The following is a 23598-nucleotide window of genomic DNA, read 5'->3' on the forward strand; positions in this document are numbered from 1 at the left end:
AAAGAAGCAAATAAACACCATCGCTAAGCATTAACGATGCTTACTGCCTTATCTCAACGCACTCTGCGAGCAGGCTTTGAATTCGGTCTAAGTGCCTGTTCTACGATGAGCAGGCCAGGACACAACGTACACCTGTGTGCTTGCCTGCCTCTGCAATTCATTCTAGAGTTCGCCTCACGGCAGAGGTATTGGCCTTTTCCCGATAGCGGCCTACACCATCAGTGTTGCGCCATTGGGCAACCAATCCCCACACAACACCCCAATTGCTGCAATAAAGGATGGGATATGCATGCTGAAACCACACATTTGACCCACTTGCTGTACTTGCATGGGTTCCGTTCGTCACCCCAATCGGCCAAAGCGCAACAAACACGGGCTTGGTTTGCTACGAACTACCCCGAAGTGGTTGTGGAAATTCCTGCATTACCGCCCTCCCCCCACGAGGCAGCACAGTTCATGCAAGCGATCCTCAACAACTGGCCGCAGCGCAGCTTGGCCGTTATGGGTTCGTCGTTAGGAGGCTACTACGCCAGTTGGGTCAGCGCGCAATGGCATTGCCCAGCCGTGTTATTGAACCCGGCCGTCAATCCTGCGCGAGACCTGCAAGCCTATATTGGCGAACAAACCGCTTGGCACAATCCAGAAGAAGCCTTTTATTTCAAACCAGAATACATTGAGCAACTGCGTGAGCTCGACTGCGCAAACAACGCCGCAACAGCACCGCAATTGGCCTTGATCGCACAAGGCGATGAGGTGCTGGACTGGCAGGAAATGGTGCAACGTTACCCTCACGCAAAGCGCATCGTGCTCGAAGGCAGCAACCACGCTTTGAGTGACACGTTTGAAAGCCACTTGCCTGAAATAGCGGATTTTTTATATCGGCTGGGCCAACCAGCAAGTGCGATTTGAATACACCAAATCAGCCCCAATCCAGTGCAAATTGAGTCCTGCTCAAATAAAAAAAGTGGCATCAACGCAATCACGTTGATGCCACTTTTATCTTTCAGAACAATGCCTTTTTAGGTCTTCACCCTTCTTGCGCAGTAGAAGTCGCTGCGGGGGTAGACAAGTCCGCCTCTGCATCCCAGCCACCGCCCAAGACGCGGTACAGCTCAACGCGATTGGCCAATAGCGTTGCACGGGTTTGCAATACTGCTTGCTGAGCGCTAAAGAGAGAGCGCTGCGCATCGAGCGCATCCAAGAAGCTGGCAACACCGCTGCGGTAGAGCAAATCTGACAACTCGTAGCGTTTTTGCTCCGCCGTTACCAAATCTTGTTGCGCCTGCAATTGCTCACCCAACGTTGCGCGCCCTGCCAAGGCATCAGAGACCTCAGAAAAAGCCGATTGGATCGCCTTTTCATACTGCGCGACAGCTATATCGCGCGCCACTTCTGCACCTTCCAAGCGCGCACGATTGCGCCCAGCATCAAAAATGGGCAATAAAGCCTGCGGAGCAATCGACCACCCGAACGTGCCGCTTGAGAACAGATCAGACAAATGGCTGCTGACTGAGCCAGCACTGGCCGTCAATGAAATGCTAGGGAAGAACGCCGCACGCGCAGCACCAATATTGGCATTGGCCGAACGTAAACTCCACTCAGCCTGCTGAATGTCAGGGCGGCGAATCAGCAAATCTGAAGGCAAGCCCGCAGGCACATCAGCAAAGATATCCAGTGGCAATGTTGAAGTGGCCAGCAGCTGAGGATCAATCTCTTGCCCGACCAACAGCGTCAATGCATTGATTGCCTGCGCCTTGGCACGCTTTTGCTCAGCCAACGTCGCTCTGGCACTTGCACTGAGCGATTCAACCTGGCGCAACTCCAATGCCGAAGCAACACCATTGTCAAAACGCAACTGGGTCAACTTCTGCGACTCTTGGCGCGTGGTCAAGGTCTGCTCGGTCAGCTCCACCATCGCCGTAGCCGTTTGCATATTCAGCCATGCACTGGCTACACCTGCAATCAAGCTGGTTTGCACCGCTTCGCGTGCATAGGCGGTACTGAGAAATTGGGCGCGGGCGGCTTCGGTCAAGCTGGCCAGACGACCAAAAAAGTCAATCTCCCACGCACTCACCATCAAGCCACCACTGTAAGTTGAGGTGATAGACGAGTCATCCCCACTGCTTTGGCGTTGCCCTGTAACGCCCGCACTGATGGTTGGGAAAGGCCCCGCCCCCGCCAGGCTGTATTGGGCACGCGCTTGCGCAATGGCCAGTGTGGCCACGCGCAAATCACGGTTGTTGCGCAATGACTGCTCAATCAGTGCACGCAAATTGGCATCCTCAACAAACGCTTGCCATTGCTGCAACGCTTGGCCTTGCCCACCTTGGAGACCTTGGTCGTCCAAACCGTTGGTTGGCCATTGCGCTGAAACGGGCGGCTCAGGCCGTTCATACGAAGGCATCATGGAGCACCCCGCCATGAACGCGGCCAAGGCCAAAGGAGCAAGAGTTCGTCCGAATGAAGATGTAGTCATGTTTGTCTTACGCATGGTGCACAGGCTCCTGTGTTGGCAACGCAACGGAGGCGTCATCCTGCTCGCGGGGTTTGCCATTACCAAAAATTTTCCGCACCACGACATAGAAGATCGGTACGAACAACAACGCAAAGATCGTTCCCGTGATCATGCCGCCAATCACACCAGTACCAATGGTGCGCTGACTTGCTGAACTGGCGCCTGAGGCCAGATACAGAGGCACAACGCCAAAAGTGAAAGCCAGTGATGTCATCAAAATCGGACGGAAACGCAGATGCGCAGCCTGCAATGCGGCTTCAATCGCAGACATGCCCTGTGCCTGCAAATCCTTGGCGAACTCGATAATCAAAATCGCGTTCTTGGCCGACAAGCCGATGATAGTGACCAAACCAATCTGGAAGTACACATCACGCGGGATGCTGTGCAGGGCTACTGCGCCAACAACCCCCAGCACCCCCAGCGGCACAACCAAAATCACAGCCAGCGGGATTGACCAGCTTTCATACAAAGCAGCCAAGCAGAGAAATACCGCCAAGATCGAGAACAGGTATAGCACCATACCGGTGGAGCCTGCGAGCTTTTCTTCACGCGATTGCCCGGTCCATTCGTAGCCAAAGCCCTCTGGCAATTGCGCAACTAGCTTCTCCATTTCAGCCATGGCTTCGCCAGTAGAGAAGCCTGCAGCGGCATCACCCGTGATCTTCATGGCAGGATAGCCGTTGTATCGCACGCCCTGCATTGGGCCAGAAACCCAATCGGCCGTAGCGAACGATGACATCGGAACCGCAACACCAGCGTTGTTAAGCACGGTCAAAGCCAAAATATCTTCAGGCTGCATACGGGCCTCAGGAACAGCCTGCACCATCACGCGCTGCAAGCGGCCACGACTCAAAAAGTCATTCACATAGCTCGAACCCAGCAGCGTAGACAACGCGCGGTTGACCGTAGAGAAATCAACGCCCATGGCCTGCGCCTTATCACGGTCAATCTCAAGCTTCAGTTGGGGCGCATCCTCCAAACCATCGGGACGAACACCTGTTAGCACTTTGCTTTGCGAAGCCATGCCCAACAGCATGTTGCGCGCATTCACCAAGGCGTCGTGACCTTGTGCGCCGCGATCCTGCAAACGCAAGTCAAAACCTGATGCATTGCCCAATGCAGGAATTGGGGGTGGAGACAGCGTAAACATGAAGGCATCACGGAACTGCATCAACGTGCCTTTGGCTCGCTCGGCTAACGCAGAGGCTGAATGCTCTGCACCTTTGCGCTCATCCCAATCTTTGAGTGTCACAAATTGCAGTGCCGCATTTTGACCTTGGCCTGAGAAAGAAAAGCCCAAGATAGACACCACGTTCTGCACTTCAGGTTGCTTGCTGAAAAAGTCTTCAGCCGCTTTGATCGCTTCAAGCGTGCGCTGTTGCGTTGCGCCTGGCGGCAACTGGACGTTGTTAACAACATAGCCTTGGTCTTCATTGGGCAGGAACGACGATGGCAGGCGCTGGTAAATCAACGCCACAGCCGCACCAATGGCCAAATACAACCCCATCATGATCCATGCATGGCGAACCAAACCGCCCATGGCCCCTTCGTAGCGCTTGGCTGTACTGGTAAAGCTGCGATTGAACCAACCAAAGAAGCCACGTTTTTCCATGTGGTGGCCTGCCTCGACCGGTTTAAGGAAGGAGGCACACAACGCAGGCGTCAGAGACAGCGCCAAGAAAGCCGAGAAGGCAATCGATGTCACCATCGTGATCGAAAACTGGCGATAAATATTACCGATAGAGCCGCCGAAGAATGCCAGTGGCACAAACACGGCAATCAGCACCAAAGTCACCCCAATGATGGCGCCCGAGATTTGTCCCATGGCTTTGCGCGACGCAGCCAACGGAGAAAGCCCTTCCTCACTCATGATGCGCTCGACGTTCTCCACCACGATGATGGCATCATCCACCACAATCCCGATCACCAGCACCATACCGAACATAGACAACACGTTCAGTGAAAAGCCCGCTGCGTAGAGCACGCCAAGGGTTCCAAGCAAAGCAATCGGCACCACAATTGTAGGAATCAAGGTATAGCGCCAGTTCTGCAAGAACAAGAACATCACAACGAACACCAAAGCAATCGCTTCAATCAAAGTGTGCGCAACCTGCTCCATCGAAATATCAATGAACTTGGAAGTGTCATAAGGCACCAGCCACTCAACCCCTTTAGGGAAAAAGGCCTGCTGTTCAGCCATGCGCTCACGGACAGCTTGGGAGGTTGACAGGGCATTGCCATCATTGGACAACTGCACCCCGATAGCCACAGCAGGTTTCCCATTCAAACGGGACCCGAACGCATAGGTTTCAATACCCATCTCGACGTTGGCCACATCCTTGAGACGCACCACCGAACCATCCGCGTTGGCGCGCAATACGATGTCTTGGAACTGCTCAACATTGGTGAGCTGTCCATCAACCACCACAGTGGCAGAAATGGTCTGCCCTGTGGCGTTAGGCAAATCGCCCAGCGAACCAGCGGAAACCTGCGCGTTCTGTGCAGCAATCGCTGCCGTGACCTCTGCTGCGGACAAGTTAAAACCCGTGAGCTTGGCTGGATCAATCCAGATACGCATGGCACGTTCAGCCGCAAACATTTGTGCTTTACCAACGCCAGGAGTGCGCTGAATCGTCGGCATCACGTTGCGTGAAACGTAATCGCTCAGGTCATGCACACTGACATCGTCGCTGGTGGAAATCAGTCCAACCACCATCAAGAAGTTGGAAGAGGCTTTTTCCACCTGAATCCCTTGCTGCGTTACAGCAGCAGGCAAGCGGGGAGTCGCTTGCGTCAAACGGTTTTGCACATCCACCTGCGCCAAATCGGCATTGGTGCCTGGCTCAAAACTCAGCGTAATTTCACCACGGCCGTTAGCCTGGCTAGTCGACTCCATGTACACCAGACCGGGCGAGCCATTCATTTCACGCTCAATCACGGCCAGCACAGTTTCTTCCAACACCTGAGCAGAAGCACCAGGATAAGCGGCGGAGATTGAAATCGTAGGCGGCGCCACAGTCGGGTACTGCGCCACTGGCAGTTGCTTGTATGAAACCAAGCCGATGACGATAATGAACAGCGCCACCACCCACGCAAAAATGGGCCTATCAATAAAAAACTTTGCCATTGTTGCGGCTCCTTTTACTGCTGGGCAGCAGGCTCAGCTGCAGGAGTGACGGTCGCAGCACTGGCACCAACAGGCGTCCACGGAACAGGCTTGACCTTCACACTAGGCGGCAGCATCTGCAGAATCTGGAAACCATCGACCATCACTTGCTCACCAGCTTCCAACCCACTTTCAATCAGCCAACGGTTGCCGCTAGCTGCACGCACTTTTACTGGTTTGACATGGCGATTGCCTTCTGCATCCACCACCGTAACCGTGTCGCCTTGTTGCGTGCGGGTCACTGCTTGCTGGGGAACAGCAATGGCGTTGGCTAGTTGTGCTTGCTCAATCTTAACGCGCACATACATGCCGGGAAGCAGCAATCCATCTGCATTAGGCACTTCTGCACGAAGCGTCACTTGGCCAGTGGCGGGGTCTACTGACAAGTCGGAGAAAAGCAACTTGCCTTCGGCGCCATACTCAGAGCCATCTTCGAGCACGATTTGCACGCGCGCAGCATTCTCACCATCCACCTTGAGCAGGTGACCTTGTTGCATCTGCTTTTGGAGATTCAGCGCATCTGTACTCGACTGGGTAAAGTTCACATACACAGGGTTGACTTGCTGAATGACGGCCAACGCAGTGGCACTGCTTTGCCCGACCAAAGCCCCCTCAGTAACCAAAGCCTGACCAATACGGCCTGAAATAGGGGCCGTCACGCTGGCATAGCCTAAGTTGATTTCTGCCGTTTGCACTGCAGCGCGGCTAGCTGCCACATCTGCCTGAGCGGCTTTGAATGCCGCATCGGCATTGTCAAAATCCTGCTGGCTGATCGCATTCACGGCAACCAAAGGACGGTAGCGGTCTGCCAATGTTTTGGCTTGTGCCAAGTTGGCCTGAGCCTTGGCCAAGGTTGCCTTGGCACTTTGCAGATTGGCTTGGTATGGCGCGGCGTCAATTTTGAATAGCAACTGTCCAGCTTTGACGTTGCTGCCTTCTTTGAATACCCGCTCCTGCACGATGCCATCGACTCGGGCACGCACTTGTGCAACGCGCGAGGCTTCAACACGGCCAGGCAATTGAGTCACCATTCCCACTGTCTCAGGTGTTGCAATCACCACCCCCACATTGGGGCTGGGCATTTGCTGCTCTCCACCTGCGGGGGCCTGAGCTGCATTTTCGTCTTTACCCGGCAAGCAACCTGTCAGCAACACTGCCAATCCTAAACAGGACAACATGCTTGGGATACGAACCCGTTTGATCTGCGTGTTGATTTGATGGCTCAATGATCGTGAATGCGAGAGTACCTGCATACGGAGAAACCTTTTTTGGACGCTTAAAGAACAGTGGAAGATGTAGGCTTTGCACGGGAACTAGGCAAGACTGGCATGAACGCCTCATCCTGCCTCCTTTGAGTTGCGCAACCATGGCACCACTCGGCAAAAATATCGCATCCTATCGCCATCGCAGGCTTACGCACAAAAATGGTTATTCGATTACAGAATGCGACTGAACCCAACGGTTCGTTGCCAGAGGCCCAAGGGGAAACAACTAAGGTTTAACCCTGCAAAGCTTGAGTCAAGTGCGGGAGTATACATACATTCATGAATGTATATTGGATAATATCCTTACCGGATCGGCAATACACCAACACAGCAAACACCGTGCCTGCATCTCTATGGTGCGTGTACTGCATGACAGTTTGATCTCTGTGGCAACACTTCATCGCAATTTCTCATGGCACGCAAAACAAAAGAAGATGCGCAGGCAATGCGCAACCACATTCTGGATGCCGCAGAACGGCTATTCGACAGCCAAGGGGTTTCGCGCACCACACTGCAAGCCATTGCCAACGACGTTGGCGCCACACGAGGGGCTGTGTATTGGCATTTCAAAGACAAGGCAGACCTGTTCAATGCCATGATGGCGCGTATTGAATGGCCAATGGATAAAGAAGCTTTGTGCCGCCAAGACCCTGAGAGCGAGTTGCACAAAATTCCGCCCCTAGTGTCCTTGCGCAATGTCGTGTTGGATTGTCTTGGCACCATCGCGAATAACGACCAAGTGCGCCGGCTACTCAATATCTGCCACTACCAAATTGAGCTCACGGAAGACATGTATGCCGTGCGCCAGCGTATGCTGCAAGCGCACGACGATTTTTATGAGCGTCACCTGCAAGCCTTCTCACACCCGCATATCACGCCGCATCTTCAGCATGGCATGACAGCCCATTTCATGGCCTCTACCTTGCAAAACGCTGTGCTTGGTTTGATTGCAACCTGGCTGCTAGACCCACAAGCCTTCGACTTGGTGAGCACTGGCGACTCCATGATGGACTTGATCCTGCGAGGAGCAGGTCTTGACCCGCAATGGGCAAGACTGGACGCTACTACGTAGCGCACAGCCAAGCCAACATCATAAGAGGACTACTCCTCTCGGTACGCATCGCCCCATTGCGGGCTATCGCAACACTCACCCCAGCCGCGCGCTTTACTGGTGTGCCCGATTCCAGGATTGAAGGTATTGGTTGGATCAAGCGCACGGTAAAAACCAGCCAAAGCAGGCTTGGCTACATACAGATGGCCGACATTGTGCTCTGCCGGGTACTCAGCACGACGGGCATCAAGAAGTGCCCACATGCGGTGCTCCATATCAATCGGATCAACCCCTTTCTTGACGATGTAATCCTGATGGAACACATGGCAGAAGAAATGACCGTAGTAAAGCTTGTGGATGATCTCACCTTCCATTTCAGCAGGCAATTGCTCCACCCAATCGCGGTCATTGCGGCGTAATGCCACATCTAACGCCACAATATCCTGCACCTCTTTTTGGTGCGCTTCGCGGTAGCGAATCGCCGCCCCAGCAATCGCGAAGCGGTGCAAAAATGCTTTACGCCCCTCTTCTGCATCACACTCAAAATACGCACCACTATCACTGGCACCAAAGTATGCGTTCAAAAAATCCCGCGCAGCATCTGCCGTGTCGTTGGAGACGCGCACCAACAAGTGGTGCTCAAATCGGTCTCGCCACTGCGTCATGCGTGCAGGCAGGTGGCTAGGCAGCCGATCAGTGACCGCTTGCGCCACTTTGTCACTCACGCCTCGCAAGCCAAACCGTTCAAAAAAACCATCCACACGGCTTTTCATGGCAAATGCTTTGGGCACTTTCGCGGTACCGAACCGGTCAATCAGCAAAAAAGTGTCTTTGCCATATTTTTCGCCAATATCGTAGGCCGTGCGGTGGATGTACTCTCCTGCAATCGGCAAGCGTGGCAGTTGCGTCAGCATATGGCGGCGCACTTGCGTCAAGTCATTTGGATCATTGCTGCCAATATAAAAAACAGTGCTTGGCTCTTTAGGGAAGGTATCAAGTCGCACCGCAAACAAGCATAACTTGCCTGCTGAACCGGATGCCTCAAACAAACGCGAAGGATCAGCATTAAAACGTGCTGGTGTATCCGCATCGACTTGGCGCACATCTTCGCTATAGCGGGGATCAGAAGCGGCTAGCCCGGTGTCATTGTGGATATCGGCAGCCGTGTACTGCCCATTTTGCAAACGCGTGAGAATCTCTTCAGGCGTACCCCCCAAATCAATCCCCAAGTGGTTGACCAGCTCCAGCGAACCGTCCGCACGCACCTGCGCATAGAGTGCCAACTGCGTATAGGCCGGGCCCCGGCGTACCAAAGCGCCACCCGAGTTGTTGCAAATCCCCCCCAATACAGAAGCACCAATACACGAAGAGCCAATAACCGAATGCGGCTCCCGATTGAAGGGCGCTAAGGTTTGCTCCAATCGATCCAAAGTGGCGCCGGGTAAACACACCACTTGCGCCCCTTCGTTGATCACTTGTACCCCAGGAATGCGCAATGTGCTGATCAGCACAATGTCACGGTCGTATTGATTTCCATCTGGAGTAGACCCCCCAGTCAAGCCAGTATTGGCAGCCTGCATGATGACAATACGATCAGCCGCCACCGCAGTTTGCAACACTTGCCATTGCTCCCACAGCGATGCGGGCTGCACAACGGCCAGCACAGCACCCTCGCCAGTGCGATGCCCTTTACGAAAGCGCCGGGTACTTTGCTCATCAGTCAGCACATGGGCCTGGCCCACAACTCGGCGCAGTTGCGCCAAGAGACTGTCCGCCGATACCGTCTGCGTTACTCCACCAATAGGCTGCTTACTAGAAACGATGGAAGAATTTGAACCAGAAACCATGTTGATCTTTCTTTGGCAAAACTCAGGCTGACTGCACCAGTAAATCGGGCGTGATGTCTGCGACTTTATTCACGCTGGTCAATGTCATTGCCACGCGCATTTCCTTCTCAAACAAGTCCAGCACATGCGATACACCATCCTGCCCCGCAGCAGCCAAGGCATAAATGAAGGCGCGACCAATCATGGTGCAATCGGCCCCCAAAGCCAGCATGCGCACCACATCCAACCCATTGCGTACCCCTGAGTCGGCCAGAATTTTGATCTGTCCCTTCACCGCATCGGCAATCGCAGGCAATGCGCGCGCAGAAGACAGCACACCATCTAACTGACGGCCGCCATGGTTGGAAACAATGATGCCATCGGCACCAAAACGTACAGCATCCTTGGCATCTTCAGGATCCAAAATGCCTTTGATCAGCATGGGGCCCTTCCAGAACTCGCGAATCCACTCCAAATCTTTCCATGAAATGGATGGATCGAAATTGGCACCCAAATACCCCATGTAATCTTCCAGCCCTACCGCCTTACCCATGTACTTGGAAATGTTGCCCAAATCATGGGGTTTGCCGTGCACCCCAACATTCCATGCCCAATGCGGGTGAGTGACGGCCTGCCAATAGCGACGCATAGCAGCGTTGGGGCCGCTCATGCCAGAGTGGGCGTCGCGATAGCGAGCGCCCGGTACTGGCATGTCTACGGTGAATACCAGCGCAGAGCAGCCCGCAGCTTGCGCGCGCTCAAGCGCATTTTTCATAAAACCGCGGTCTTTGAGCACGTACAACTGAAACCACATGGGCCGCCCCAACTTAGGGGCCACTTCTTCAATTGGACAAACAGATACGGTCGACATACAAAACGGAATACCTTTTTTGTCCGCTGCATGTGCTGCTTGCACCTCTCCGCGCTGGGCATACATCCCTGTCAAACCAACAGGCGACAAGGCCACTGGAATGGAAAGTTTTTCGCCAAACAGCTCAATACTGGTATCGAGCTGGCTCATATCCTTGAGCACCCGCTGACGCAAGGCTACATCAGCCAAGTCGTCGACATTGCGACGCAGTGTTTTCTCGGCATAAGCTCCGCCGTCAATATAGTGAAAAAGAAATGGGGGTAGACGCTTTTGCGCCGCTGCGCGGTAATCACTTGGTGAAGAAATAATCATGTTCGCTCTTTCTACAACTCCATGCATGACATCAAATCAATACCATCAATACATAGGAGCAACCACAGCCCTTGTTACTTGATCACTAAAGGGCTGCGCATTTCATCCGGTAAATTGCTGTAACGCCTCTGCCGCGCTTCATCATCGTCATACCGTCTCACGGTATCGCGTACAAAGTTCAAATGCTCCTCAATCAGCCCTTTAGCCCTGGGGGCATCCCCATCCAAAATGGCATTGAGCAACTGCTCATGCTGCACAGTCAAATCTTCAATGGCTTCAGTCGTTGCCAGCATGAACATGGTTTTTCTGTTTTGTTCAACAGTAGACAGAACCAGTTCAAACAAACTGTGCATAACACGCAGCAGCACCACATTGTGTGATGCTTGCGCGATAGCCAAATGGAATTGCGCATCAGCCTTTGCAGACAACTCTTTATTGCCATGCCGCTGATGCATCAACATCACATCAAAACTATGGCGAATCCGGTCTTTATCGGCTTGTGTCGCACGCAGAGCCGCATGCCACGCAGTCGCACTCTCGAGTGCAGTGCGCGCTTCCAGCACATCGTACCGATAGACTGGATCACGGGCGAGCAACGCGGCCAAAGGCTCGAAGGTATCCGTCAACAAGAAGGCTTGGTTGTGCTCTTGAATATACGTGCCATCGCCCCGTCGACTGACCAATACGCCTTGGCTAACCAATTTCTGAATCGCTTCCCGCAAAGATGAGCGAGACACACCAAGTTGCTCAGCCAATTGGCGCTCTGCAGGCATTCGCTTGCCTGGCTCCCATTGGCCGTTTTTCACTAAATCATGCAGTCGCAAAGCAACTTGGTCTGCCAATCGCATCATCTTGCGTCAATCACCCATCAATGCCCAGGAATCATCCATGGGAAAACATATGCTTGCAGGGTCGTCATGATGCCGATGATGGCAGCGAATGCCAAACTATGTTTGACCGTGAAACGGAACAAATCAGACTCACGCCCAGCCAATCCAACAGCAGCACAGGCAATGGCAATCGATTGAGGAGAAATCATCTTGCCAGTCACCCCCCCTGTTGTGTTGGCAGCGACCATCAACACCTCTGGCAGATTCAGCTGCTGGGCAGTCGTAGCCTGCAATGCACCAAATAATGCGTTGGCAGATGTATCTGATCCAGTCAAGAAAACACCAATCCACCCCAAAAACGGCGAGAAGAATGTAAATGCACTACCCGTATGCGCCAAAGCCAAAGCCAAAGTCGTCGACAAACCAGAATAATTGGCAATGAAAGCAAAGGCAAGCACCATACCAATGGAGTAAATAGGCAGTGCCAGTTCCTTGAGCGTCTCGCCTGCGGTTTCAATCGCCTTAGCAGGCTTGAGGCCCAAGAAAACGATCGAGATCAATGCGGCGATCAAAATAGCCGTTCCTGTCGCTGAAAACCAGTTGAAAGAATACACCGCGCCATAGGGTGTTGCCGAAGCCACCACAGGTGGCATCTTCTGCACCAGATTATGCAATGCAGGAACCGGAATACTCACGACCCAGCTGGCCAATGCGCCATTGGCAGCAAAAAGCGCTTTGAAAGGCTTCAAACTCCAAACAGTCACCATGGCGGTCAAGATAATGAACGGTGACCATGCCTTGATAACCTTGGCAAATGTCAGCTCGACCTGTTTTGCATTAGCAACCGCAGACGCTGCGGCCACAGAACCTTCTCCAGCCTCCGTTTCAAAACGGAAGATGCGTTTAGGTTGCCAAACTTTCAGGAACAACGTCAACACAATCAATGACGCAATGGCTGAAGTGATATCAGGCAATTCAGGGCCAATGTAATTGGCCGTCAGGAACTGCACCACCGCAAAGGTTCCACCACCAACCAATACGGCAGGCCAAGTCTCTTTCACCCCGCGCCAGCCGTCCATGATGGCCATGAGCCAAAACAGCACGAGAACTGTCATGAATGGCAATTGGCGACCTGCCATCTGGCTGATCTCCATTGCGTCCACACCAGACACTTGCCCTGCCACAATAATTGGAATTCCCATAGCGCCAAATGCCACAGGCGCAGTGTTTCCAATCAAACACAAACCTGCTGCATACAGCGGTTTAAAGCCTAGACCAACGAGAAGGGCTGCAGTAATAGCCACTGGCGCGCCGAATCCAGCGGCGCCTTCCAAAAATGCCCCAAAACAAAATCCAACCAAGATTAGCTGCAACCGCTGGTCAGGCGTAATGGACAGAATGGATGAACGAATGACATCAAACTGCCCAGTCTTTACAGAGACCTTATAAAGAAACACTGCAGCCACAATGATCCAGGCAATCGGCCATAAGCCATAGAAGAAGCCATAAACGGCGGAAGCCAACGCATTGGCCACCGGCATTCCATAAAAAAGAAGAGCAACGCCTAATGCCAAAACGACGGTAATCGTCCCCGCAACATAACCTTTAAGCCGCAGCTTGGTTAACGCCAAGAAAAAGAAAATGATCGGAATCAACGCGATCAAAGCGGAAATCCAGATGTTTCCCGCTGGGTCATAGTTTTGCTGCCAGAGATGTTCCATTGCCTGACTACCTCAGTTTTAGGAGAAAAGAAGAGCGTCCACCACAAGACGCACAGTGGCGTGCTCCTGCAATAGTTGCAAACCTCTTTTCCTGGGCAAAGATCCAGCTTGGCTAGCCAAATCTCGCATGCGCTCCAAGCCAAAACCAACCTGATATGGAGTGGCGTTGCAAAACGACTGACCGAGAAAAGAGGCAAAGTACCCATCGCACATTGGTCTGACCAATAAAATTAATACGAGGGCGCGCAATTTTAATAATCCCTCTATGAGGCCATCCAAAAGGGTTAACCCTTAAGAAACAAGCAATAGCACCACTTTATTTAAATTGGTCTGACCTATAAAGCCATACATTCAAAAATTGAAAAAATATTTACATCAAGACGCACTCATACTATTCATCGAATCTAAGCCCTTCACCCCTTCAGCTTCACTCGTCAATACAGCAGCAGCCTCGAAGTCTTATATAAGATACAATAATACCGAACGGTACAGTACACCTGCGTCGTTATTGGTTTAGCCCAAAGAGACGGCAAGCATTGACGCTTGTGGTCAATACTTATCTTGAACACTCGAGGGGTGCAGGCACAAGCTGTCGCACTCCCCTTTTGCGATTCAAGCGTAGGTCGAGGCATTGGCATGTCCCCTTTCTGAGGATCTATTGAATGACAACTGTGAAGCAAGACGCAGTGACACAGCCCACTAGCCGGGTCTGGTCGTTGCGCATTTTTGGCGTTCTAGTCGCCTTAATTGGCCTGACATTGGCTGGCGGTGGTATCGAGCTGATTGGTTTGGGTGGTTCGTGGTACTACCTGCTGGCAGGGATAGGGTTGTTGATTGCTGGAGCGTTATTGGCCCTGCGAAAAACACTTGGAGCATGGATTTTTACCCTCGTGATGGTGGCCACCATCATTTGGGCCTTGGCCGAAGTGGGTTTGCGTTTTTGGCCGCTGATGCCACGTTTAGCTCCTTTTGCAGTACTGGCATTCGTGTTGGCATTGCTATTGCCATCGCTAGCTGGGCCTGGCATCAAACGGACATCCGGGGTATTGGCTGGCATATTGGGCTTGGTCTTGATCGCTGGCGGGGTCTCGGTATTCCAAGAGCACGGTGTGACACAAGCACAGGTGCAGCCTCAAAACGATCCCATCAAGATCGAGACCGATGGCAATGCCTCAGCTTGGCAATACTATGGCCGCACACCTGCGGGCACACGGTTTGCACCATTTGATCAAATCGACCAGAACAATGCGAAAGACTTGCAAGTGGCCTGGACCTTCAGGACCGGAGAAGACTCAGTCGGTGCATCGGAGTTCCAAAACACTCCAACCCAAATTGGCGACACGGTGTACGTTTGTACGCCATTAAACAAGGTCATTGCACTCGATGCTGAAACCGGGAAAGAGCGTTGGCGGTTCGACCCCAAAGTACAAGATCGCAAAACATGGAATCGTTGCCGCGGTGTTGGGTATTACGAGCCTGCAGCGGTGAAACAACCCTACAACTTTGCCGAAGATGCGGCATTCCACGCATCCCGCGCGACCCAAACCACAAGCGACGGTCAATGCGCAGGCCGCATCGTGCTCACCACCATTGATGCACGCATGATCGAGCTGGATGCTAAAACAGGCCAACCTTGCGAAGATTTCGGCCATGGCGGCACAGTAGATTTGAGCACTGGCTTGGGCAAAACGGATTACGACGGCGTGCTCTGGTGGTATCTCACCTCTGCACCCACCGTGGCGAACAATATGATTGTGCTCGGTGGCTGGGTGTTCGATGGCCGTGATGTGAATGAGCCATCTGGTGTAGTACGCGGCTTCAGTGCGGATACCGGAGAGTTGATCTGGGCTTGGGACATGGGCCAACCAGAAATCACCAAACTCCCTCCTGAAGGAGGTGCCTATTCACGCGGTACACCCAACGTATGGTCTACCCCGGCATTCGACGAGAAATTAGGTTTGGTGTATCTGCCAACAGGCAACCAACAACCAGACTTTTGGGGTGGTGACCGCCCAGAAAGCACAGAAAAACACTCCTCAGCCGTAGTGGCACTAGACATTGCCACAGGGCGCGTCAAGTGGGTCTACCAAACCGTGCACCACGACATTTGGGACTATGACATTGCCTCGCAACCTGCACTCTATGACATCCCCGATGGCAAGGGCGGCAGCACCCCAGCACTGATCCAGCTGACTAAGCGCGGTCAGATTTTCATGCTAGATCGCCGCACCGGCCAGCCGATTACAAAGGTAGAAGAGAAACCTGTTCCGCAAACAGTAGCCAAAGGCGACTGGGTCGCCAAGACCCAGCCGTACTCAACAGGCATGCCCGCTTTAGGGGCCGAGCCGTTGACCGAAGCGGACATGTGGGGCGCAACTTTTTTTGACCAGCTGGCATGCCGCATTGCCTTCCGCAAGCTCAACTATGAAGGCGAATTTACCGCCCCATCCACCAAGCCAACCCTGCTCTACCCTGGCTACTACGGTGGCTTCAACTGGGGCAGTGCCTCTATTGATGAACGCAATGGCTACCTGTTCGTCAACGACATTCGCATGCCACAGGTGGTACAACTGGAGCCACATGAGTCAGTCGATCCATCAAAGTTGGTGGCTGGACATGGCGTGGGTAGCACCTACCCGATGAATGGCACCCCCTTTGTCATCGACCATCGCGCATTCAACTCCCCATTGGGCATTCCTTGCCATGCGCCACCATGGGGTGTGTTCGCTGCAATCGACCTCAAAACCCAGCAATTGGTGTGGGAACGTCCAGCAGGCACCGTGGAAGATGCGGTAGTCAACGGTATCAAAGCCAAGCTGCCCGTACCACTGGGAATGCCAACGCTCGGTGGTGGCGTCAGCACCGCTTCAGGCTTGGTTTTCTATGCGGGCACGCAAGACTACTACCTGCGTGCACTGGATATTGCGACAGGCGAAGAAGTCTGGAAAGGACGTTTACCAGTGGGTGGGCAAGCAACGCCCATGAGCTATATCTCACCAGAAAGCGGTCGCCAATTTGTAGTGATAGCCGCTGGTGGTGCTCGACAATCTCCCGACAGAGGTGATTACGTGATAGCTTACGCGCTTCCCAAGAAGCCTTAAGCCACCACCTTGATGACCGCAGCCAATCCAAGAAAAAAAACAACCGTTAAAACAACCGAATCCCCCGTTTTAACCAGGCGCGGTCAACAGCGGCAGGAAGTGCTTCTGGCAGTGGCAGCCGAGCACTTCCTCAGCCACGGTTATCAAGGCAGCAGCCTCGATGCCATCATTGCCCAGGCAGGAGGCTCCAAAGGAGCCATTTATCGCCACTTCAATGGCAAAGAAGGCTTATTTTCTGCAGTCGTAGAGCAGCTTTGCTACGAATTCCTGACTGACCTACGTGCCATTGATGTGCGCGAGTGCGCCCTACCCGATGGACTGCGGATGGTGCTGCTGGAATTGGTGCATGTGCTGGCCCAGCCACGCCATGCTGCGTTCTATCGGCTCATCGTTGCTGGCTCTGCGCAATTTCCTGACGCGGGAAAAACCTGGTATGAACACGGCCCTGCCCGCTGGTTCGATGTGTTGATGCAACTGTTCAACCACCAGCGCGAACAAGGTATCGTCACCAGCGATATTCCGATTGAACACATTGCCCGCATACTGTTTGACGCCGTGCTCAGCAACCTCACCACACAGTTCGTTATTCTGGGCAAGCCCATTGAGGTAGAAGAAACAACGCCGCTGATTGAGGAATTAATCAGCATGACACAGGCACGGTTTGCCGTGCGTAGTGCCAATGCGGGCCTTGCCCCCCCTTAGCCGACTTAACGGCCAAAAGCAAGCCGCTCAAACGAGCGGCCAGCAAAAACTAAGCGTTGCCCCGCATGCCAGCGACTGCATGCAGGAATCATGTATAGAGATATATCGGGTCAGCTTCTTAAAACTGCCAGGTTGCCGTCAGCCCGGTACTCCACTGGCGCCCCGCGGCAGGCTCATAAAAACGGCTGTTGCCATCGTTCACGATGACCGAACCTACATAGTCTTTATCCTGCGCATTATCAACGCGGGCAAACCACTGCCATCGCCATGCGCCCTGCTTCCATGCATACCCCCCGGATAGCCCCAGTGTTGCAAAGCCATTGGCAAATTCAGCATTGGCATCATTAACCGCAATGCGGCTCAGGGCCTGCACATCCGCACCAGCCTGCCAGCCGGTATCCGGCGCCCAGCGCACGCTGGCGTAAGCACTTTGTTGTGGCACACCCGGGATACGCTTGCCTGACCAAGCCGCACCCGCATCTTGCCCATAACGCGCCCGCGTATAGGTGTAGGCAAAATCCAGTTGCGCATGTTCCAGCCAACTTTGGCGATACGACAGCTCCACCCCTTTTCGACTGGTTTTGGCCGCATTGCGGAAGCTGCCTTTACCGTTGTTGTTCTCGGCACTGACTATGTCCTGCTTGGTATCAATTTGAAAGACTGCAGCGGTTACCAAGCCTTGTGGATGAACACGCCATTTGCTACCCAACTCCCACGAAGTACTGCGTGCAGGCTTCAGGTCGAGATTGAGGCCCAACTGTTGTTGGCCCGCGGCATCCCGTGGGCGGTATGCCAGCTCATTGGCTGTAGGGGTCTCAAATCCGCGCCCGGCAGAAGCATAGAAACTCCAAGCCTCGGTCGGCTGCCAACGGATCGCCGCCGACGGCAGCCATGCGCTGTACCGGGTCGATCCACTGTCATCACCGTTGCTCAAATACAGGTCTCGCGAACGGAATCGGACTTGGCTATAGCGCAAAGCACCATCCACACTCCATTGTGGCGACAGCCACACCGTCGCCTGCGCATAGGGGTCAAGACTATTCACACGGTTGGTCTCGTCGCGGCGCATCGCACCTTTGACACCGTAGCTGGTATTGGCCGGGCGAATGAAGTTCTCATAACCACTGCGCGCATCTTTGAGTGCGTCGTAACTCAAACCAGTCACCAACAACGCGTCATACCCAGCCACTTGCAATGCGCTGGTCAAGCGTGCCTCTGCCCCGCCATAGTCTCTATTGAGGTCAATCACCCCACCGGAATGCCCGGCATTGTTGATCTGCGCCGCACTTGGAATGGATTGGTACTGCCGATTGCTGCGCTGGCCGTAATAGCCCATGACATGCAGTTGCTGGTCCGCATTGAGCTTCTTGTCCCACACCAAGCCTACTTGCGATTGGCGCACCGTTTTACGCGTATCAAACTGCACTGCGGTAGGGCTTTGGCGCCGGTCTTGTAGCATTTGCGCTCGGGTTTGACCCAGCGGATCTTGAGCCTGAACATCCACATGGTTGAGCACAATCTTCAAGCGACTGCCGTCGTGCAAGCCAATCCCTAACTTGGCATTAGCCAAGCCTTTTTGCGCTTGAGCTTGCTGGCGATAACCATCCGTGTCGAAACGGGTGGTGCTTAGACTGTAGTTCTGCACACCGACCTGCGCGTCGGTCGCCCCCTGAACGCGCAGCCCCCAGCGGCGCATGCCATCACTCCCGGCTGCTGCACTGGTTGTGATCGACGCGGGCCCCTGCCCATCTTGGGTGTACGCCAACAGCACACCGCCGGAAGCGTTGCCGTACATACCTGAAAGCGGGCCATTGAGCACCTCCATCCGATCCAACGTGAACAAATCAATATGTGAAGTCTGCGACTGCCCATCAGGCATGGTGGCCGGCACATCATCCACGTAAACACGAATGCCACGCACGCCAAATGTTGAGCGCGCACCAAAGCCGCGCATGATCAATTGCACATCTTGTGCGTAATTCTGGCGGTTGCGTACCTGCAAGCCTGGAACGGCCGCCAATCCCTCAGACAAATTGACTTGTACGTTCCGCTCAAAAGCAATGCCGTCAACAACTTGAATGGAGGCTGGCGCTTGCCACTGCGTGGTGTTTTGCCGCGTGGCTGTCACCGTCACTTCATCGAGCGTCTTGCCATCGCTTTGAACGCGCGTCTGCGTATCTGTGGTGGTTTGTGCCAGCACAACTCCAGCGCCACTGGCCAGCACCATACTGACAGCGCATTGGAGTAAAGAGGGGCGTGCAGGAACAAAGAGGCGGGGACGAAGACGCAAAATTTGCATAAAAAACGATCTATGAATGGCGGGGCAAACACCTGCCCGCTGGCTTGTGCATTCTAGGCATTCAGGCATACAAAACCAGAGGCGACTGAGACACATGGCATCACGCCAAAAAGTGTACCAATCGGTATTTTAAGCAATAAGCCATCATCCGCAGCATCAACAAGGTCAAGTGCAATGTCCCATGGCTCCATCCAATCAGATCAGTTTTTTGCGAACCTTGGCCGTCAACCATTCACTCAAAACCACCGTGGCCAAAATAGCCAACAAAATCAGTGTCACTTTCGGCCATGCGAGCGTGCCCAATGCGGCCTCCAGTTTCACCCCAATGCCACCAGCTCCCACTAAACCTAATACAGTGGATTCGCGGATATTGATGTCCCATCGAAACAAACTCACCCCCGCCAACGTGGGCGCAGTTTGCGGCGCAATCGCCCAAGCCATCACTTGTACGCGACTGGCGCCTGTCGATTCGATTGCTTCAACCTGTTTGGCATCAATCTCTTCGATCGCCTCGTACATCAACTTGCCGATAAAGCCGATCGAGCGCAACGCAATTGAAATGATGCCGGCCAAAACACCCGGCCCCAAAATCGCCACCAACAGCAACGCCCAAATGAGCGAATTGATGGAGCGCGAGCCCACAATCACCAGCAAAGCCAAAGGCCGCACAAAGCGCACACTTGGCGTGGTGTTGCGGGCCGCTAAAAAGGCCACCGGCAATGCCAAGGCCATCCCGAGCAAAGTCCCCAGTGTTGCAATATTCAGTGTTTCCCACATGGGTTGAACAATCTCACGCGCAAAGCCCCAATCGGGCGGCAACATACGTGCACCCACGTCCTGTACTTGGCGCGGCGCATCGGTCACAAAAGCCCAGATGGTGTCTTTGGTCATCACCTGAAATGCCCAGGAAACCAAAGCCAAACCGAGCACCCAGGCCATAAAAAGCAGTACTTCTTGCTTGACGCTGCGCTTGCGCCAAAAGGCAGACGTACGCAGAGGCTCTGGTGGTGAAGGAAAAGAAGATGCCATGGTTGGTGTGTTCATAGTACGGATCCTCCTGCCTTAATCAAACCGTTTGCGAATCCAGCCTGATGCGTACTCGGCCAACATCACAACGGCAATGATCACCACAATCACGGCAGCAGCCGTATTGAACTCATAGCGGTCCATGGCCGTATTGAGCGTGGCACCAATGCCGCCAGCGCCCACAATACCGACTACAGCTGACTCACGAAAATTGATATCCAGCCGGTACAAGGACAACCCCACCAGCCGCGGCAGCACCTGTGGGTACACAGCAAACACCAGCATCTGGCCATAGCTGGCCCCGGTGGCACGCAAGGCTTCCAACTGGCTTGAGCGCACCTCTTCCATATCTTCTGCCAGCAACTTGGCCATGAAGCCCACGGTCGCAATCGTCAGTGTCAGAAAGCCTGCAAAAGGGCCGAAACCAAACATCACCACCATGAAAATGGCAATGATGATTTCGTTGAGTGTGCGCGAAAGCGCAACGATCGTGCGGCACAAAAAATACACAGGAGCGGGCGCCAAGTTACGCGCGGCGCCCACCGCAACGGGAATAGACAAAACCACCCCCAACGCCGTGGACGTCAAGGCCATGGTCAGACTTTCAACAAAGCCCGTCAAAATGTCATGCTTGCGCGTTAGAAAATCAGGTTGTGCAAAAGCAGCCACAAAGCGCCAGCCACGCTCCAAACCTTCAGAGACTCGCAGCCAGTTCACCTCCAACGATCCAACTGCAGCCACCAGCCAAGCAAAAGCGACCAACGCCAGTCCGTAGCGCCACCACGGATTAGCAATCAAGGCGGGGCGCCGCCACTGTGTCGGCCATTCAGAGTGGCCAGACGCCACCAAAGAATCTGAAGCAGACACTCTCATGGTGTAACCACCTGCGCTGCCATCAAGGGCTTGGTGTTACCGGCCGACAAATGGCCTGAGTCCAACGCCAGCAAAGCCGCTGTGCCTGATGCCCGTTCTTGTTGAAGTGGGCTCTCCACAACCTCATCCTCCAGCGCACCATCCTGAGCGGCGTTGGTTTGCATGTTGCGGGTAATCGCAGACCAGTCCTCATCGCCATAAATGCGGGTAAGCACCACAGCATCCATGCCACTGGCAGGGCCGTCATAAACAATTTCGCCTGATTTCAGCCCCACGATGCGCGGCAAATACTGCGTTGCCAGCACCACGTCATGGATATTGACAATAGCAGCCAAACCACGCTCTGCACACAACTCCATGATCAGACGCATCACTTGGCGAGAGGTCTTGGGATCGAGACTGGCAGTAGGCTCATCCACCAACAACAGACGCGGCTGCTGCATCAGCGCACGGGCAATTCCCACCCGCTGGCGCTGCCCCCCAGACAAGGCATCGGCACGCTTGTTTTCCATGCCTGCCAACCCTACCCGGTCTAATAATTCAAAGGCACGCGCAATGTCATTGCCATCAAATCGGCGCGCCCAACTCTTCCAAAACCCGGTATAGCCCAACCGACCAGACAGAAGGTTTTCCATCACCGTCAGGCGCTCAACCAGTGCATATTCTTGAAAAATCATGCCAATTTGGCGCCTTGCGCGGCGCAAACCTCTGCCGGACACATGGGCCAAATCCACCCCATCCAGCGCGATGCGACCTGCCGTAGGCGTAACCAGTCGGTTCACACACCGAATCAACGTGGATTTACCCGCACCTGAAGGCCCGATCAAGCCGACTACTTCACCGGCGCGCAGTTCCAAAGAAACGCCTTTGAGCGCCACATCGCTGTTGGGGTAGCGCTTCTGCAAGGAGTCAATCACCAACATCACAAATCCATTCTTCAAGCCATCAACGCTACCGCAGGGCAGATTGCTAACCCGCCTTCAACGGCACGTCGTGGACTGGCCCATGGCCGCATCCACATCACGCACAATTTGCCACTGTGTCAGGTAGCTGATGGGAACAAAACGTTGTTGGGGTGGCTCGCTTGCACCGAATTCACGCTGCAATGCGGAACCCTCCCAGTCGAAAGTAAAAAAAGCCTTTTCAATGGCTTGTGCCAACTCTGGTTTCAAGTCATGCGCGTAGCCGTAGGCTGGCGTTGGAAAAGGGTCTGACTCATACAACACCCGAATGGAATCGAGCTGCACTACGCCACGTCCGGCCATGCGCCGTGCAATTCCACTGGCCACCGCCGCTGCGTCATAGTCCCGGTGCACCACGCCCAAAATCGAGTTGTCATGTTTGCCAGAAAAAACGGCTTGGTAGTCTTGCCCTTGGCGTAATCCAAACTGTTTCTCCAGCACCGCTGCAGGAGCTTTGTAGCCAGAGTTAGACGACTCGGAGGTAAACGCCAAGCGTTTGCCTTTCACATCAGCCACATGCTGCAATGGGCTGTCATTGCGGGTGATGATTTGCATGCGATAGCCAAAGCGGCCATCGTTGGCCGTCATCATCGCAAAAGGCACAAACCCTGCGCAATTAACCGCCAAAGGAACCGCCCCTGTTGCAAACGCAGCCACATGCAAACGCCCCGCCCGCATCGCCTCAATTTCAGAGGCATTGCTTTGCACCGCAAAGTACTGCACCCTTTTTCCCGTCACATCGGCTAAATGCGCCAAAAAACCCTTCCAAACATCGGCAAACACTGCCGGATCCTCTGCGGGGCTGAAAGCGAACACCAACGTCGTGGGGTCACGCCATTGGGCTGCATCCTCAGGACGATCTGCTACCAAATCGCCATTGGCATCCTGGTATCGACCATCCAGAGCTGATGCAGTGTGCACAGGAGCCATCAGCGCAGCTATGGCAGTGGCAGTGGTCGCGAGTGCAACCAATGCCGTACGATAAGCGGCTCTCTGGCGCACAACGCGGCCCGCAGGCACAGGAGAAGAAAAGGCAGAGTCCATAGTCGTTCGTATTGATGCAAAAGAGCGCAGCTGC

At 53.9% G+C, this 23598-nt stretch carries 15 protein-coding genes and 1 pseudogene; 4 read left to right on the forward strand and 12 right to left on the reverse strand.

The window, feature by feature from the left end:
- Positions 1-285 precede the first annotated feature (285 nt).
- Complete coding sequence (locus E9531_RS07510; protein ID WP_136573137.1) at positions 286-909, forward strand: YqiA/YcfP family alpha/beta fold hydrolase; 624 nt, start codon at positions 286-288, stop codon at positions 907-909.
- 118 nt (positions 910-1027) lie between these two features.
- Here E9531_RS07510 and E9531_RS07515 read toward each other — a convergent pair whose 3' ends face one another.
- From E9531_RS07515 to E9531_RS07525, 3 genes are read right to left on the reverse strand one after another with little or no spacing between them, the layout of a single operon-like run.
- Complete coding sequence (locus E9531_RS07515; protein ID WP_136573138.1) at positions 1028-2476, reverse strand: efflux transporter outer membrane subunit; 1449 nt, start codon at positions 2474-2476, stop codon at positions 1028-1030.
- A gap of 7 nt (positions 2477-2483) precedes the next feature.
- Positions 2484-5642 carry an efflux RND transporter permease subunit gene (locus tag E9531_RS07520; protein WP_136573139.1) on the reverse strand — a complete coding sequence of 1053 codons (3159 nt, stop codon included), beginning with the start codon at positions 5640-5642 and terminating at the stop codon, positions 2484-2486.
- Between the two features lie 14 nt (positions 5643-5656).
- Positions 5657-6859 carry an efflux RND transporter periplasmic adaptor subunit gene (locus E9531_RS07525; protein WP_136573140.1) on the reverse strand — a complete coding sequence of 401 codons (1203 nt, stop codon included), beginning with the start codon at positions 6857-6859 and terminating at the stop codon, positions 5657-5659.
- 499 nt (positions 6860-7358) lie between these two features.
- On the opposite strand from E9531_RS07525, the gene E9531_RS07530 reads away from it, so the two are divergent.
- Complete coding sequence (locus tag E9531_RS07530; protein WP_136573141.1) at positions 7359-8018, forward strand: TetR family transcriptional regulator; 660 nt, start codon at positions 7359-7361, stop codon at positions 8016-8018.
- A gap of 29 nt (positions 8019-8047) precedes the next feature.
- Here E9531_RS07530 and dld read toward each other — a convergent pair whose 3' ends face one another.
- From dld to lldP, 4 genes are all read right to left on the reverse strand, one after another.
- Positions 8048-9844 carry a D-lactate dehydrogenase gene (dld, locus tag E9531_RS07535; RefSeq protein WP_136573142.1) on the reverse strand — a complete coding sequence of 599 codons (1797 nt, stop codon included), beginning with the start codon at positions 9842-9844 and terminating at the stop codon, positions 8048-8050.
- Between the two features lie 22 nt (positions 9845-9866).
- Entirely contained in the window at positions 9867-11006 is a 1140-nt protein-coding gene (gene lldD, locus E9531_RS07540) for an FMN-dependent L-lactate dehydrogenase LldD (protein WP_136573143.1), read from the reverse strand.
- Between the two features lie 74 nt (positions 11007-11080).
- The gene (gene lldR / locus E9531_RS07545) at positions 11081-11854 is read right to left on the reverse strand and encodes a transcriptional regulator LldR (protein WP_136573228.1); all 774 of its coding nucleotides are present in this window, start codon (positions 11852-11854) and stop codon (positions 11081-11083) included.
- A 20-nt stretch (positions 11855-11874) separates the two neighbouring features.
- Positions 11875-13557 carry an L-lactate permease gene (gene lldP / locus E9531_RS07550; protein ID WP_136573144.1) on the reverse strand — a complete coding sequence of 561 codons (1683 nt, stop codon included), beginning with the start codon at positions 13555-13557 and terminating at the stop codon, positions 11875-11877.
- Positions 13558-14219: 662 nt separating this feature from the next.
- On the opposite strand from lldP, the gene E9531_RS07555 reads away from it, so the two are divergent.
- Together E9531_RS07555 and E9531_RS07560 are read left to right on the forward strand one after the other, a co-directional pair.
- On the forward strand, positions 14220-16658 hold the full coding sequence (locus E9531_RS07555) for a membrane-bound PQQ-dependent dehydrogenase, glucose/quinate/shikimate family (protein WP_136573145.1): 2439 nt from the start codon (positions 14220-14222) through the stop codon (positions 16656-16658).
- A gap of 12 nt (positions 16659-16670) precedes the next feature.
- Positions 16671-17360, forward strand: a complete 690-nt coding sequence (locus E9531_RS07560) for a TetR/AcrR family transcriptional regulator (protein ID WP_136573146.1) — start codon at positions 16671-16673, stop codon at positions 17358-17360.
- A 118-nt stretch (positions 17361-17478) separates the two neighbouring features.
- Here E9531_RS07560 and E9531_RS07565 read toward each other — a convergent pair whose 3' ends face one another.
- From E9531_RS07565 to phnD, 5 genes and pseudogenes are all read right to left on the reverse strand, one after another.
- Complete coding sequence (locus E9531_RS07565; protein WP_158291736.1) at positions 17479-19659, reverse strand: TonB-dependent receptor family protein; 2181 nt, start codon at positions 19657-19659, stop codon at positions 17479-17481.
- A gap of 195 nt (positions 19660-19854) precedes the next feature.
- Positions 19855-20703, reverse strand: a complete 849-nt coding sequence (gene phnE / locus E9531_RS07570) for a phosphonate ABC transporter, permease protein PhnE (protein WP_244610028.1) — start codon at positions 20701-20703, stop codon at positions 19855-19857.
- Positions 20704-20721: 18 nt separating this feature from the next.
- Complete coding sequence (phnE, locus tag E9531_RS07575) at positions 20722-21558, reverse strand: phosphonate ABC transporter, permease protein PhnE (protein ID WP_136573148.1); 837 nt, start codon at positions 21556-21558, stop codon at positions 20722-20724.
- A gap of 182 nt (positions 21559-21740) precedes the next feature.
- Positions 21741-22481 (reverse strand): annotated as a pseudogene (gene phnC, locus E9531_RS07580) (phosphonate ABC transporter ATP-binding protein); the annotation flags it as partial.
- Between the two features lie 57 nt (positions 22482-22538).
- A complete protein-coding gene (gene phnD, locus E9531_RS07585; protein ID WP_136573150.1) occupies positions 22539-23564 on the reverse strand; it encodes a phosphate/phosphite/phosphonate ABC transporter substrate-binding protein in 1026 nt (341 codons plus the stop codon).
- Positions 23565-23598: the final 34 nt, after the last annotated feature.

It is taken from the genome of Lampropedia puyangensis (assembly GCF_004833285.1).
In the GTDB taxonomy this organism is placed as follows: Bacteria; Pseudomonadota; Gammaproteobacteria; order Burkholderiales; family Burkholderiaceae_C; genus Lampropedia; species Lampropedia puyangensis.

Excerpts from the sequence above, each read along its gene's own strand:
- phnE (WP_136573148.1), bottom strand. The coding sequence starts at position 21,558 with ATGAGAGTGTCTGCTTCAGATTCTTTGGTGGCGTCTGGCCACTCTGAA.
- E9531_RS07530 (WP_136573141.1), top strand. The coding sequence starts at position 7,359 with ATGGCACGCAAAACAAAAGAAGATGCGCAGGCAATGCGCAACCACATT.
- lldD (WP_136573143.1), bottom strand. The coding sequence starts at position 11,006 with ATGATTATTTCTTCACCAAGTGATTACCGCGCAGCGGCGCAAAAGCGT.
- lldR (WP_136573228.1), bottom strand. The coding sequence starts at position 11,854 with ATGCGATTGGCAGACCAAGTTGCTTTGCGACTGCATGATTTAGTGAAA.
- phnE (WP_244610028.1), bottom strand. The coding sequence starts at position 20,703 with ATGAACACACCAACCATGGCATCTTCTTTTCCTTCACCACCAGAGCCT.
- E9531_RS07555 (WP_136573145.1), top strand. The coding sequence starts at position 14,220 with ATGACAACTGTGAAGCAAGACGCAGTGACACAGCCCACTAGCCGGGTC.
- phnD (WP_136573150.1), bottom strand. The coding sequence starts at position 23,564 with ATGGACTCTGCCTTTTCTTCTCCTGTGCCTGCGGGCCGCGTTGTGCGC.
- E9531_RS07520 (WP_136573139.1), bottom strand. The coding sequence starts at position 5,642 with ATGGCAAAGTTTTTTATTGATAGGCCCATTTTTGCGTGGGTGGTGGCG.
- E9531_RS07525 (WP_136573140.1), bottom strand. The coding sequence starts at position 6,859 with ATGTTGTCCTGTTTAGGATTGGCAGTGTTGCTGACAGGTTGCTTGCCG.
- E9531_RS07560 (WP_136573146.1), top strand. The coding sequence starts at position 16,671 with ATGACCGCAGCCAATCCAAGAAAAAAAACAACCGTTAAAACAACCGAA.
- E9531_RS07515 (WP_136573138.1), bottom strand. The coding sequence starts at position 2,476 with ATGACTACATCTTCATTCGGACGAACTCTTGCTCCTTTGGCCTTGGCC.
- lldP (WP_136573144.1), bottom strand. The coding sequence starts at position 13,557 with ATGGAACATCTCTGGCAGCAAAACTATGACCCAGCGGGAAACATCTGG.
- E9531_RS07510 (WP_136573137.1), top strand. The coding sequence starts at position 286 with ATGCATGCTGAAACCACACATTTGACCCACTTGCTGTACTTGCATGGG.
- dld (WP_136573142.1), bottom strand. The coding sequence starts at position 9,844 with ATGGTTTCTGGTTCAAATTCTTCCATCGTTTCTAGTAAGCAGCCTATT.
- E9531_RS07565 (WP_158291736.1), bottom strand. The coding sequence starts at position 19,659 with ATGCAAATTTTGCGTCTTCGTCCCCGCCTCTTTGTTCCTGCACGCCCC.